Consider the following 13,170-nt stretch of genomic DNA (forward strand, 5'->3'; position numbering starts at 1 on the left):
CAACCCTATGCTTTATTCTCTGCTCTATCCGCTCGCGGAACATTATCACGTCTCGATCGTCTTCAATCTTTTCCGGTACATTACGTTCCGCAGCGGCTGCGCGCTGATCACGTCCCTGTTTATATGCTTCGTCATGGGGCCGCCGCTGATCCGCTGGCTGCGCGCGAAACAAGGCGAGGGCCAGCCGATCCGCGACGACGGCCCCGAAACCCACTTCAAGAAAAAAGGCACGCCGACGATGGGCGGACTGATGATGCTGGTCTCCATCGTGGTCAGCACATTATTATGGATGGATCTGGCGAGCGGCTTTACCTGGCTGGTTCTGGGCGTGACCTCGGGTTTCGGCATGATCGGCTTCGCCGACGATTACCTGAAGCTCACGCGGCGCAATACCAAGGGCGTGTCCGGGAGACTGCGGCTGCTGTGGCAGGTCTTTCTCGCCCTCGTCACGGTCGTCGGGATCACCCGGCTCGAGCCGCCCGGCATGGGAACGGCGCTGGCACTGCCGGTGTTCAAGGATGTCCTGCTGCAGCTCGGCCCGTTCTTCATCCTGTTCGCGGTGCTGGTCATCGTCGGCGCGAGCAATGCCGTCAATCTGACGGACGGCCTCGACGGTCTTGCCGCCGTGCCCGCGATGATCGTGGCGCTGTCCTTCGGCCTTATCGCTTATCTCGTAGGCAATAATATTTTCGCCAATTACCTGCAGCTCCATCATGTGCCGGGAGCCGGAGAGCTGGCAATTTTCTGCAGCGCGATGGCGGGCGCCTGCCTGGGGTTCCTTTGGTTCAACGCGCCTCCGGCTCAAGTCTTCATGGGCGATACGGGGTCCCTGGCTTTGGGAAGCGCGCTCGGCACCGTGGCCGTCATCACCAAGCATGAGATCGTGCTGGCCATCATCGGCGGGCTGTTCGTGGTGGAGACTTTGTCGGTCATCATCCAGGTCGCGTCCTTCAAGCTGACCGGCAAGCGCGTGTTCAAAATGGCGCCGCTGCATCATCATTTCGAGAAACTCGGCTGGAGCGAGCCGACGATCGTCATACGTTTCTGGATCATCGCCTGCATTCTCGCGCTGGTCGGCCTTTCGACGCTGAAGCTGAGGTGACGATGATCGTTCCCCCGCATGTGAAGGGCAAAAGCTATGTCGTGCTCGGCCTCGGCAAATCCGGGATGCAGTCGGCGCGGTCTTTGATCGCGGGCGGCGCGCATGTCCTGGCATGGGACAATGCCGAACCTACCCGCAAGGCCGCCGAAGAAGCCGGAATTTCGCTGATGAATCCCGACGGCCTCGACTGGACGAACATCGCCGCGCTCGTCTTATCGCCCGGCATTCCGCAGACGCATCCGGTCGCCGCGAAAGCCAAAGCGGCGGGCATCGCCGTCATTGGCGACATCGAGCTTCTGTTCCAAAGCCAGCCGGAGGCCCGCTATGTCGGCATCACCGGCACCAACGGCAAATCGACCACCACCGCGCTGATCGGCCATATCCTGAAAACGGCGGGACTGCGAGCGGAAATCGGTGGCAATCTCGGCACCCCGGCTCTGGCGCTTGCGCCGCTCGGCAAGGACGGGATTTACGTCCTGGAACTATCCTCGTATCAGCTGGATTTGATCCGGCGCAATCCGATCGAGATTGCGGTCATGCTCAACCTCACGCCCGACCATCTCGCCCGGCACGGCGACATGGCAGGCTATATCGCGGCCAAGGCGCGGATCATCCGCGACGACGGCCCGCAGACCTTCATCTGCGGCATGGACGACGATCACAGCCGGAAACTGGCCGAACGCGCGAGCGCGAAACCCGGCATTCGCGTGCAAGGCATCAGCCAGGCGGCGCAAGAGGGTTGCGCGGTCTATGCGAAAGATCGCCGCCTGATCGACAATATCGGCGGCAAGCATGAGAGCATTCTCGGCCTCGATACGTTGACGACGCTGGTCGGCGCTCATAACTGGCAAAATATCGCCGCCGCCTATGCGGCCGCCACGGCGCTGGGCGTTCCCCGCGATGCGATCCTCGCCGGCGTAAAAACTTTCCCCGGCCTCGCCCATCGCCAGCAATTGATTGCCGCGATAGATGGCGTAAAATTCATCAATGACAGCAAAGCCACCAATGCCGACGCCACCGGCAAGGCGCTGGCCTGCTACGACCCGATTTATCTGATCCTCGGCGGCCAGCCCAAGGAAGGCGGCCTCGCGGGTCTTGAGATTTTCATGCCGCGCGTCCGGCACGCCTTTCTCATCGGACAGGCGGCGGACGAATTCGCCGCGTGGCTCGAAGGCAAGGCGGCCTATGCCCAATGCGGCACGCTCGACGTCGCGGTCGCGGAAGCCGCGAGCATGGCATGGCGGGAAAAGCTGGACCATGCCGCCGTGCTGCTATCTCCCGCTTGCGCCTCATGGGATCAATTCAGTAGCTTCGAGCATCGCGGCGATATGTTCGCCCGGTATGTTCGCGCGTTGCAATCTCCGGCCCTTGGACAATCCGCATGATCGCTTTGACCCGTTCCGACGAATCCATCTTCAGCCATTGGTGGTGGACCATCGACCGCTGGATGCTGGCCTTCATCGCCGCGCTGATCATCTTCGGCATCATCCTGGTGCAGGCCGCCTCCCCCGCCATCGCCGAGGCGCGCGGATTCGATAAATTCCATTTCGTGCGCAACTATCTTCTGTTTCTCGTGCCGGTGATCGTCGGCATGGCGGTGCTTTCCATGCAGTCGCTGCGCACCATCCGCCTGATCGCCTTCGCCATATTGCCGCTCGGCGTCATCGGCGTCGCGCTGACGCTGGTTTTCGGCGCCGAGGTCAAGGGCGCCACGCGCTGGCTCCATTTGCCCGGCCTGTCGATGCAGCCGTCGGAATTCGTCAAGCCCGCGCTTACCGTCATCGCCGCGTGGCTGTTCGCCCGGCACCGGGAAAAGCGCGGCTTTCCGGCGCTCGGCGCGAATATCATACTCTATGGCTTCGTCACCGGCCTTTTGCTGCTGCAGCCTGATTTCGGCATGAGCATGCTGGTGTCGGTGGTTTGGTTCGGGCAGTTTTTTCTGGCGGGCTTGCCGCTGGCGCTGGTCGGGATCAGCATCATATTGCTTTTGGGCGGCGGCGTGGGAGCCTATTTCATCTTTCCGCACGTCCACCGCCGGATCGACCGCTTTCTCGATCCCGCCAGCGGCGACAATTATCAGGTCGACCGGGCCATGGAAGCCTTCATGAATGGCGGCATGTTCGGCACCGGCCCCGGCCAGGGTACGGTCAAAATGTCCCTGCCCGACGCGCATTGCGATTTCATCTTCGCCGTGGCCGGAGAAGAGCTCGGGCTGATTTCCTGCCTTATCATCGTGCTGCTCTATGCCATGATCGTGCTGCGCGGGCTATGGCGGCTGCGGCGCGAGCAAAACCTGTTCGTCGTGCTGGCGGGAAGCGGCCTGCTGCTGCAATTCGGCTTCCAGGCAATCATTAACATGGCCTCCACGCTGCATTTGATGCCGACGAAGGGGCTGACTTTGCCCTTTATTTCCTATGGCGGTTCGTCGCTCTTTGCCTTATCCCTGCAGATGGGAATGTTGTTGGCCTTGACGCGCAAGCGTTACGGCACGGGAGAGACTTAAGTCATGGCGCATGAGAAGCCGCTGATTGTTCTGGCAGCAGGCGGGACGGGAGGGCATATCTTCCCGGCCGAGGCTCTGGCGCGTGAATTGCTGGCCCAGGGCTGCCGCGTCGCCATGATCACCGACCGCAGAGGCGGCAAGTTCGGCGACGATCTGCAAGTCCCGGTGCATCGCGTTCAGGCCAGCATCCTCGCCGGAAGCCTGTCCGGCAAGCTCAAGAGTCTTGCCCTGATGGGCGCGGGCTATTTGCAGGCGCGCATGCTGCTCGCGCGGCTCAAGCCCGCTGCCGTCGTCGGCTTCGGCGGCTACCCTTCGGTGCCGACCGTCTATGCCGCCTCAGGGGCGGGCATTCCGATTATCCTGCATGAGCAGAACGCCGTGCTGGGCCGCGCCAACCGCGCCTTGATGTCCCAGGCGAAAATCATCGCCACCTCGTTTCCCCAAGTCGCCGGGCTTGGCGGCACGAAACTGCCGCGCCTGGTGCAGACCGGCAATCCCGTCCGTCCGGCCTTCGCCGTTCTGCGCGAACGGCCTTATGCGACCGTGACCCAGGACGGGCCGCTGAACCTTTTCGTGATGGGCGGCAGCCAGGGCGCGAGAATATTCAGCGAAGTCGTCCCGCGCGCGCTCGGACTCCTGCCGGAGCCGCTGCGCCGCCGCATCACCGTCGCGCAGCAATGCCGCCCGGAAGATATCGAACTCGCGCGCACCGGCTTCGCGGCGGCGGGCATCGATGCCGAACTCGCCAGCTTCTTCCGCGACGTGCCGGAGCGGATGGCCCATTGCCATCTGGCCGTTTGCCGCGCCGGAGCCTCGACCGTCGCCGAATTGACCGCCCTCGGCCGCCCGGCGATCCTCGTGCCCTATCCGTTCGGCCATGCCCAGGAACAGGCCGCCAACGCCGAAGCCCTGGCCGAAGCGGGCGGCGCATGGCTCATTCCGCAGAACGCCCTCTCCGCCGAGGCGCTCGCGGTGCGGCTCGAAGCCCTGCTCACGCTTCCGGTGACGCTCGACAAGACGGCGGCGGCGGCGAAAGCCTGGGGAACCGTCAACGCAGCGGAAAATCTCGCGGCGTGCGTTTATGATTTAATCGGCGTTCAGCCGCAAGCCAAAGCCCATATATCCGGAGATCATATGACCCCTTCCAGCCCCCCAGCCCCCGCGACCCCGGCATCGGGCAACTTCTTTTCGCCCGCCAAGACCGGCAAGCTCCATTTCGTCGGCATCGGCGGCATCGGCATGAGCGGGATCGCCGAAATCCTTCATAATCAAGGCTTCCAGGTGCAAGGCAGCGACGTCGCCGAAAACAGCAACGTCAAGCGCCTGCGCGATAAATACGGCATGGATATCGCCATCGGCCACAAGGCGGACAATCTCGGCGGCGCCGCGATCGTGGTGATTTCCTCGGCGGTCAAGCCCGACAATCCCGAAGTCGTGGCGGCGCGCGCCGCGAGCCTGCCCGTGGTGCGGCGAGCCGAAATGCTGGGCGAGCTTATGCGTCTGCAGCCCTCAATTGCCATAGGGGGAACCCACGGCAAGACCACCACGACATCCATGGTCGCCGAGATGTTCGACAGCGCCGGGCTCGACCCCACCGTCATCAATGGCGGCATCATCAACACCTACGGCACCAACGCGCGCCTCGGCAGCGGCAAATGGCTGGTGGCGGAAAGCGACGAATCCGACGGCAGCTTCACGCATCTTCCGGCGACCATCGCCGTCGTGACCAATATCGATCCGGAGCACATGGATCATTACCGCAGCTTCGACGCCCTGCGCGGCGCGTTCGACAATTTCGTGCAGAACGTCCCGTTCTACGGTTTCGCCGTGCTGTGCGTCGATCATCCCGAAGTCAGGGCGATGATGCAGCGCGTGACCGACCGCCGGCTGGTGACCTACGGATTCAGCGCGGACGCCGACATACGCGCCGATAACGTCAAGCTGGGGCCGGACGGCTCGCGTTTCGATGCCGTCATCACCGACCGCAAGACCAGGGAGACCAGAACCATCGAAGGGCTTCATCTGACGGCCATCGGGCAGCATAATGTGCAGAATTCCCTGGCGGCCATCGCCATCGCCACGCAGCTCGGCCCCGATTTCGGCTTCACCGAGCCGAACATCCGCGCCGGGCTCGACCAGTTCCGGGGCGTCAAGCGCCGCTTCGAGCGTACCGGCGAAGCGAACGGCGTGACGATCATCGACGATTACGGCCATCACCCGGTGGAGATCGCCGCGACGCTGAAAGCCGCGCGCCACGCCGCCGGAGCGGGCCGCGTCATCGCCGTGGTTCAGCCGCACCGCTACACGCGCCTCGACAATCTGTTCAACGAGTTCCGCACCTGCTGCGACGACGCCGACAGCGTGATCGTGGCGGATGTCTATGCGGCGGGCGAAACGCCGATCCCCGGAATCGATCGCGACAAACTGGTCGCGGGCATGCGGGAAAGCGGCCACAAGGATGTGCGCCCCCTGCCCTCGCCCGCCGACCTTCCCGCGCTGGTCGCGGAGATCGCGCAGCCGGGGGATTTCGTGATCTGCCTCGGCGCGGGCAGCATCAGCGGCTGGGCCAACGCCCTGCCGCAGCAGCTTCAGGCGCTTGGGCCGCCAGCCGAGCCGCAAGACCGGCGCATGCCCCAATATGTATCCAACGGGCCGAGATAACATGCCAGCATCCAGCATCGGCTTAAAAGATTTTCGCGACGAGGGCATTCTGCATCGTCTGCCGCCCGTGCGCGGCAAGCTGGAAGCCGCCGCGCCGCTGTCGCCGCAGACATGGTTCCGCGTCGGCGGCCCCGCGGAAATATTATTCAAGCCCGCGGACGAAGAAGATCTGGCGGCATTCCTCGCCGCGACGCCTGCCGACATTCCGGTGACCGTCATCGGCGTCGCATCCAACCTGCTGATCCGCGACGGCGGCATTCGCGGCGTGGTGGTCAAGCTCGGCCCGCAATTCGCGCAAATTCGCGCCGATGGCATGGCGATCATGGCCGGAGCCGCGGCCCTCGATCTCAATGTCGCCCGCGCGGCGGCGCAGGCGGGTATCGGCGGCCTTGAATTCATGTCCGGCATTCCCGGCACCGTCGGCGGCGGCTTGCGGATGAACGCGGGCGCGTATGGACGGGAATTCAAGGACGCCGTCGCCGCCGTAACCGCGCTCGACCGCGAAGGCAAGCGGCGGCGCATGGACAATGCCGCCTGCGAATTCTCCTACCGCCATAGCGGCCTTCCCGCCGACTGGATATTCCTTGGCGCGGAATTTCACGGCGTCGCGAACGAGCCCGATCTCATTACGGCGAAAATGCAGGAAATCCAGGCGGCGCGAGGCGCGACACAGCCGATCCGCGAGAAAACCGGCGGCTCGACCTTCGCCAATCCCGCCGGCAACAAAGCCTGGCAGCTTATCGACAGCGCGGGCTGCCGGGGCCTTCGCATAGGAGGAGCGGAAATGTCGCCGCAGCACTGCAATTTCATCGTCAATACCGGCGACGCCACCGCCGCCGACATCGAAAATCTGGGCGAAGAAGTCCGCGCCCGCGTGCGAAGCAAATTCAACGTGGATTTGCATTGGGAAATCGTCCGCATCGGCGTCGAAGCGCAAGGGAGCCAGCCATGCGCCTGATCGTTTTGTGCGGCGGCCCTTCGGCGGAGCGCGGAATTTCGATGAATTCCGCGCGGTCGCTGCTCGACCATCTGACGCCGATGGGATTCAGCATCACGCCGGTCTATTGCGACCAGCAATTGCGGCTGTACCGCCTGACGCCGCAGCAGCTTTACTCCAATACGCCCGCCGATTTCGATTTCAAGCTGGCGCAGGTCGGCGAGCCGCTCGACGAAACGCAATTCGTCGCGCTGTGCCGCCAGCATGATCTGGTATTCCCCGCCATTCACGGCGCGTTCGGCGAGGACGGCAAACTGCAAGCCTTGCTCGAAAAGCACGATATTCCCTTCGCCGGTTCGCCGAGCGCCACATGCCATACGATGTTCAACAAATCGCTGGCCAACCAGCATCTTGCCCGGCATGGCTTCGCGACCCTGCCGCATTGCCTGGTGCAGCAAGACGATGACGAGGCGGCAAGCCTGCGGCAAATCAAGGAATTCTTCGCGCGCCACGATCTCAAGCGCGCCGTCGTCAAGCCCACCGCCGGGGGATCGAGCCTCGGCGTCGCGATGGCGCTCAGCCCCGAAGAAACGCTGGCGAAAGCCCGGCTGATCTTCGCCAAGCAGCACCATCACACCGCCATCATCGAGCCGTTCTGCGAAGGCCGCGAATTCACGGTCCTGATCCTGCAAAATCCCGCCGGAAAGCCCGTCGCGCTTATTCCCTCGGAGATCGACCTGCAAGGCGAAGAGTCGATCTTCGGCTATCGCCATAAATATCTTCCGTCCTGCCAGGTGCGTTACTTCTGCCCGCCGCGCCTCGCGGACGATATCATTCTTTCCATCCAGAAATCCGCCGAGGTTTTGTTCGAGTTTTTCGGCATGCGCGATTTCGCCAGACTGGACGGCTGGTGGCTCGATGACGACCGCGTCATCTTTACCGATTTCAATCCCATTTCCGGCATGGAGCAGAACAGCTTTTTGTTCCAGCAGGCCAGCCGCCTGGGATTCGATCATGCCGAAATCCTCTATTATGTGATCGCCAGCGCCGCGCGGCGGCATAATCTTGCCATGCCCGCGCTGCCCCAGACCGCCAAAGCACCGCACCGGAAAATCAACGTGCTGTTCGGCGGCGAAACCGCCGAGCGGCAGGTTTCGCTGATGAGCGGCACGAATGTGTGGCTGAAACTGCGCCACTCGGCGAAATTTTCTCCGGAACCGTTCCTGCTGGCGCCCGACGGCGAAACCGTATGGCGCCTGCCGTACAGTTATACTTTGCACCACACGACGGAAGAAATCGTCATGCATTGCGAGGAAGCCGCGGCGGATGCCGCACGGCTCGCGGTCATGACTCCGCCGCTGCGCCAGCGGCTCGGCCTTCCCGCGCTGGCTCCGGACGCACAAGGCTCTCCGAAAAAATTCACGCTCGATGAATTTTGCCGCGCTTCGCAGAAATCGCAGGCCTTCGTCTTCATCGCCTTGCATGGCGGCGCGGGCGAAGACGGCACCGTGCAAAAGAAGCTGGAAATCTGGAATCTGCCCTATAACGGCTCGCGTCCCGCCGCCTCGCATCTGTGCATGGATAAATACGAAACCGGCACGGTCATCCGCTCGATGCATGAAGACGGGCTGACGGCGGCGGCCAAAATGCGCTTCGCCCACGCGGCCATCGCCGAACTGCTGCAAAATCCCGGCGAGCATTGGCACTCCGTCGAAACCACGCTCGGCACCGGCGATGTCGCCATCAAGCCGCAAGCCGACGGCTGCTCGGCGGGCGTCGCGCGGCTGCGCGGCGCGGCGGAATTCTCCGCCTATCTCAAGGCCATCGAGAGCGGACAGCTCATCCTGCCGCCGGGCGCGCTGAACGGACAGAGCGAACCCATCGAGCTTCCCAGCCATCCACAAAATTTGCTGATCGAGCCTTATATCGAAACCGACCCCATCCGCATCGAAAACAACGCCCTGCATCACCAGCCGCGCTCCGGCTGGGTCGAATTGACGGTCGGCGTGCTGGAAAGCGAAGGCGCGTATCATGCCTTGACGCCCAGCATCACCATCGCCGAAGGCCAGATCCTGTCGCTCGAGGAAAAATTCCAGGGCGGCACCGGGATCAATCTGACGCCGCCACCTGAATCGATCATGAGCGCGGCGCAGGTCGAGCTGATCCGCGAGAAAATCGAGCTGACCGCCGAGGCGCTGGGCATCGGCGGCTATGCGCGCATCGACATCTTTTTCAATACCCGCACCGGGATGGTGATGGTTATCGAAGCCAACAGCCTGCCCGGCCTGACGGCGTCGACGGTCATCTATCACCAGGCGCTGGCGGAAAAGCCGCCGCTCGAACCCCGCCTGTTTCTCGAAAAAATTATCGAGCTTGGGCTGGCCGCTCACCAGCAACGGCAAAAGACGGAAATGACATGTCCGGCATAAGGCCAAAGGCGAAATTCTATATCACCGGCAAGAAGCCGGGCCGCAGGCGGCGCATCGTCATCGCGGCGGCTGCCGTCATGCTGATCTGCGGCGGCGGCCTTTACTGGCTATGGCATAGCGGCTGGCCGCAGCAGCAGGCCGAGCGGCTGGCGGACGCCGGATTGCAGATGACCGCGCAAGCCGGATTCAGCCTCGAAGAAATTTCGGTCGAGGGACGGCAATATACCGACAAAGCCGCCGTGATGGCGGCGCTGCAGGCCAAACGCGGCATGCCGATCATGGCGATCGATCCGGCCTCGATGCTGGAAAGGCTTCAGGCATTGCCCTGGCTGAGCAGCGCCATGGTGGAGCGGCGGCTGCCGCATACGCTTTATATCCGCCTGATCGAACGGCAGCCTGTCGCGCGCTGGCAATACCGCAACCAGATTCAGGTCATCGACATGGACGGCAAGACGCTGCCCGCGCGCGCCGACGATTTCGCGCGCCTGCCGCTGATTGTCGGCGAAGGCGCGGCGGAAAGAGCCGTCGATCTTCTGGCCGAGCTTGCGGCCTATCCGAATCTGCAAAAGCAACTCCACGCGGCGGTGCATGTCGGCAACCGGCGCTGGGATTTGGCGCTGGAGTCCGGCATTACCATCCGGCTGCCCGAAGCGAACGAAGCCAGCGGCCTGAAGCGCCTCGCGGCGCTGATGGACGATCACGAGATTCTTTCCCGCGATATCGTCGCCATCGACCTGCGCCAGAACGACCGCCAGATCATCGAGCGGTCGCCCGGCTCGGAAAAAGACAAGCCCGCTATCAGCGTGCCGAAGATATGAGGGCGCCATTGATGAAACAGAGCGGTGGAGAATAGCGTGTCCTTCTTCTCCAGTTCCCGCAACGCCCCGAAGAAGGGCCAAATTCTCGCAGCCCTCGATATCGGCTCCAGCAAGATCGTCTGCTTCATCGCCAAGCGCGACGCCGACGATCACCTGCATGTGATCGGCATCGGCCATCAGCTTTCGGCGGGCATGAAAGGCGGCGTCATCGTCGACATGGACGCGACCGAACGCGCCATCCGGGGCGCGATGGACGCGGCGGAGCATATGGCGGGGCTTCGGGTGGAGCGCGTGTCCGTCAATATCTCCGGCAATCACATCTCGTCGCGCACCTGCCAGCTGACCCTGCCCTTGCATGGGCGCGAAATAGGCAGCGCCGATATCGACCGCGTCCTCGGCCAATCTCCCGACATCGCCGCCGAAGGGGAAAATTACCCGCAGGAGATCATCCATACGATTCCCGTCAGCTATAGCCTCGACGGCCAGCGCGGCATCCGCGATCCGCGCGGCATGGTCGGCCATACGCTGGGCGCGCAGCTGCACGTCATCGCGGCGGGCTACGGCCCGGTGCGCACCATCGGCGCGGTGCTGGCGCGGCTCGATCTCGAAGTCGAGCAGATGGCGGTCAGCGCCTATGCCAGCGGCCTCGCCTGCCTGGTCGAGGACGAAATGGACCTCGGCAGCGTCATCATCGACATGGGCGCGGGCACGACCACCTTCGCGGTATTCTTCGACGGGCAGTGCGTCTACACCGACGGCATCCCCCTCGGCGGCCAGCATGTGACGAACGACATCGCGCGCGGCCTCACGACCACCATCAGCCACGCCGAGCGCATGAAGACGCTGTACGGCCACGCGCTGCCAAGCTCGACCGACGACCGCGAGATCATCGACGTGCCGCAAGTGGGGGAAGAAACTCCGGAACTGGCGAACCATGTGCCGAAATCGCATCTCATCAATATCATCCGCCCCCGGCTGGAGGAAATTTTCGAGATGGTGCGGGGCAAATTATCCGACAGCGATTTCGATTCCATCGCCGGGCGGCGCGTGGTCTTGACCGGCGGCGCGAGCCAGATGCCGGGCGTGAGAGAAATGGCGCAGCAGCTTCTGGACAAGCAGGTGCGGCTTGGCCGTCCGGTGCGGATCGGGCGCCCGCTCTCCGCATCTAAGGGCGCGGACGCCGCGCCGCTCAATCAGGGCCTTGCCGAAGCGACGGCGGGGCCGGGCTTCGCGACCGTCTCCGGCCTGCTCGCCATCGCCATGCAGCCCTCGGCCACCGTGCCCAACCTCGCCGCCGAATTCGGCAGCGGCTCATGGATCGAACGGATGCAGCACTGGATTAAGCAGAATATTTAAATTCGTGCCTACCAAAAATTAATTTGTGTCTTTGTCCTCGCTGCCGGACAAATGCAATTCAGGAAGCATGTGAACATGCAGAACCCGCACAACCAAAAGCAGATCGTGCTCGGTCAATCGATAATAAACCATGTGCATATTCTGCCGAATCCGCCAATAGGGCGGCAATTGCGGATAAGGGCGGCCACAATCAGGCTTTTCAGCGAGACGCTGAAAGCAGACATTCAGTTCTCGCAAATAACGGCGTTCCTGCTCGCGCCCCCATTTTTTGCGGGTATAGCGGCCAATGCCGCGCAAATCCGCGGAAGCGGCCTTGGTCGGCCGGAAACGGCGCATCAATCCGGCTCGGCATCAAGCTCGGCGATAAGGCTTTCGATGCTGAAGTCCTCGTCAATGCCGCTTTTTTCGCCTTCCTCAAGCGCGGCGCGCAGCTTGGCGAGCTTGGCGTTGTATCGCCGCACGGCGGCGTCCAGGAGCTCGACGGCCACGGAGTCAGGCTCGCGCCCGGCATCATGGGCAAGAGCCGCAACCTGCCGTTCAAGTTCGGGCGAAGAAATGTGAAGCGTCATGGCAAACTCTTAGCGATTTCGGGAATTATGCCACAAAATGGGGCGTAAAACAATCGGGTTGGACAACGCTTGGCGATCGTTCAACCTCGCCGCCGAATTCGGCAGCGGCTCATGGATCGAGCGGATGCAGCACTGGATTAAGCAGAATATTTAAACGCCCGCCTAGACAGGATCGAGAGACTCGTCGCGCTTTACTCTGAAAAGCTTCGGCTTCAGCGGATCGCCAACCGACAGAAACACTTCGCCCATGGCGACGGGGCCGGCCTGGAATTCACATTTCGCCGCTCTTGTAGGGTCAAGCATCATATGAAGAAGGTCGGCTTTCGCATCTTGCAGCGTATTCGACTCGAGATACAGAGCTTGCCGCGAATAGCCCTGGCGGGTCGCCCATATGCCTACGTCCGCGATCCTGGCCGTGCTCCATTTGCCGTCTTCGGCTGCAGCGCAGAAGCGGCCTTTTCTTTTCATCCTCAGCCGTCCCGTGGAGCCGATATCCTTGCGTAAAGCCTTCAGCGCCGCCTTCACCCCCCGCGACATTTCGATGGCCGCATATTTGGCGGCTTCGATGACAGTCGCTTCGGCAACGGCTTGCTGGAGGTCTTGAGAAACGATGGACCTGATAATAACCTGATCCGCTACCTGCATTGAAACCGGCATAAAAATTCTCCTTATTAAGATATCAATGGCGGGAAATTATCCCGCCACTTGCGGAACGTCAACATTCTGTTGGCGCAACCGCGAGAGCCTGCGGCCTTTCGGATATATTGGTTACGTCCAAAAGACGACCCCTTGGCA

10 protein-coding genes and 2 pseudogenes are annotated in these 13,170 nt (G+C 62.6%); 9 read left to right on the top strand and 3 right to left on the bottom strand.

The genetic code is table 11. The features are described 5' to 3' along the window. Positions 1-7: 7 nt before the first annotated feature. The 9 genes and pseudogenes from mraY to ftsA all read left to right on the top strand — a co-directional run bounded on the left by mraY (position 8) and on the right by ftsA (position 11,806). On the top strand, positions 8-1,102 hold the full coding sequence (mraY, locus tag WDO70_07635; GenBank protein ID MEJ0063062.1) for a phospho-N-acetylmuramoyl-pentapeptide-transferase: 1,095 nt from the start codon (positions 8-10) through the stop codon (positions 1,100-1,102). Between the two features lie 2 nt (positions 1,103-1,104). Next, positions 1,105-2,487: a UDP-N-acetylmuramoyl-L-alanine--D-glutamate ligase gene (gene murD / locus WDO70_07640; protein MEJ0063063.1), complete on the top strand. Its 1,383-nt coding sequence runs from the start codon at positions 1,105-1,107 to the stop codon at positions 2,485-2,487. Next, the gene (locus WDO70_07645; protein ID MEJ0063064.1) at positions 2,484-3,605 is read left to right on the top strand and encodes a putative peptidoglycan glycosyltransferase FtsW; all 1,122 of its coding nucleotides are present in this window, start codon (positions 2,484-2,486) and stop codon (positions 3,603-3,605) included. Before murD ends, WDO70_07645 begins: the two co-directional genes overlap by 4 nt. A gap of 3 nt (positions 3,606-3,608) precedes the next feature. Then, positions 3,609-4,667: pseudogene (gene murG / locus WDO70_07650) on the top strand (undecaprenyldiphospho-muramoylpentapeptide beta-N-acetylglucosaminyltransferase). A gap of 147 nt (positions 4,668-4,814) precedes the next feature. Beyond that, positions 4,815-6,266: pseudogene (murC, locus tag WDO70_07655) on the top strand (UDP-N-acetylmuramate--L-alanine ligase). A 1-nt stretch (position 6,267) separates the two neighbouring features. After that, entirely contained in the window at positions 6,268-7,224 is a 957-nt protein-coding gene (gene murB / locus WDO70_07660; GenBank protein MEJ0063065.1) for a UDP-N-acetylmuramate dehydrogenase, read from the top strand. Then, the gene (locus WDO70_07665; GenBank protein MEJ0063066.1) at positions 7,215-9,632 is read left to right on the top strand and encodes a hypothetical protein; all 2,418 of its coding nucleotides are present in this window, start codon (positions 7,215-7,217) and stop codon (positions 9,630-9,632) included. The genes murB and WDO70_07665 overlap by 10 nt, the downstream gene beginning before the upstream one ends. Beyond that, the gene (locus WDO70_07670; GenBank protein ID MEJ0063067.1) at positions 9,620-10,450 is read left to right on the top strand and encodes a cell division protein FtsQ/DivIB; all 831 of its coding nucleotides are present in this window, start codon (positions 9,620-9,622) and stop codon (positions 10,448-10,450) included. The genes WDO70_07665 and WDO70_07670 overlap by 13 nt, the downstream gene beginning before the upstream one ends. Positions 10,451-10,486: 36 nt before the next feature. After that, complete coding sequence (gene ftsA, locus WDO70_07675; GenBank protein MEJ0063068.1) at positions 10,487-11,806, top strand: cell division protein FtsA; 1,320 nt, start codon at positions 10,487-10,489, stop codon at positions 11,804-11,806. A gap of 18 nt (positions 11,807-11,824) precedes the next feature. On the opposite strand, the gene WDO70_07680 is transcribed toward ftsA, so the two are convergent. The 3 genes from WDO70_07680 to WDO70_07690 all read right to left on the bottom strand — a co-directional run bounded on the left by WDO70_07680 (position 11,825) and on the right by WDO70_07690 (position 13,032). After that, the gene (locus WDO70_07680; GenBank protein MEJ0063069.1) at positions 11,825-12,142 is read right to left on the bottom strand and encodes a type II toxin-antitoxin system RelE/ParE family toxin; all 318 of its coding nucleotides are present in this window, start codon (positions 12,140-12,142) and stop codon (positions 11,825-11,827) included. Then, positions 12,142-12,375, bottom strand: a complete 234-nt coding sequence (locus tag WDO70_07685) for a type II toxin-antitoxin system ParD family antitoxin (GenBank protein MEJ0063070.1) — start codon at positions 12,373-12,375, stop codon at positions 12,142-12,144. The genes WDO70_07680 and WDO70_07685 overlap by 1 nt, the downstream gene beginning before the upstream one ends. A 162-nt stretch (positions 12,376-12,537) precedes the next feature. After that, a complete protein-coding gene (locus WDO70_07690; protein ID MEJ0063071.1) occupies positions 12,538-13,032 on the bottom strand; it encodes a hypothetical protein in 495 nt (164 codons plus the stop codon). Between the last annotated feature and the right edge of the window lie 138 nt (positions 13,033-13,170).

It is taken from the genome of Alphaproteobacteria bacterium (assembly GCA_037200005.1).
GTDB lineage: Bacteria > Pseudomonadota > Alphaproteobacteria > UBA9219 > RFNS01 > JBBCGY01.

Bases quoted from the DNA above. Each gene is read 5' to 3' on its own strand.
- mraY (MEJ0063062.1), top strand. From the start codon at position 8: ATGCTTTATTCTCTGCTCTATCCGCTCGCGGAACATTATCACGTCTCG.
- murD (MEJ0063063.1), top strand. From the start codon at position 1,105: ATGATCGTTCCCCCGCATGTGAAGGGCAAAAGCTATGTCGTGCTCGGC.
- WDO70_07645 (MEJ0063064.1), top strand. From the start codon at position 2,484: ATGATCGCTTTGACCCGTTCCGACGAATCCATCTTCAGCCATTGGTGG.
- murB (MEJ0063065.1), top strand. From the start codon at position 6,268: ATGCCAGCATCCAGCATCGGCTTAAAAGATTTTCGCGACGAGGGCATT.
- WDO70_07665 (MEJ0063066.1), top strand. From the start codon at position 7,215: ATGCGCCTGATCGTTTTGTGCGGCGGCCCTTCGGCGGAGCGCGGAATT.
- WDO70_07670 (MEJ0063067.1), top strand. From the start codon at position 9,620: ATGTCCGGCATAAGGCCAAAGGCGAAATTCTATATCACCGGCAAGAAG.
- WDO70_07680 (MEJ0063069.1), bottom strand. From the start codon at position 12,142: ATGCGCCGTTTCCGGCCGACCAAGGCCGCTTCCGCGGATTTGCGCGGC.
- WDO70_07685 (MEJ0063070.1), bottom strand. From the start codon at position 12,375: ATGACGCTTCACATTTCTTCGCCCGAACTTGAACGGCAGGTTGCGGCT.
- WDO70_07690 (MEJ0063071.1), bottom strand. From the start codon at position 13,032: ATGCCGGTTTCAATGCAGGTAGCGGATCAGGTTATTATCAGGTCCATC.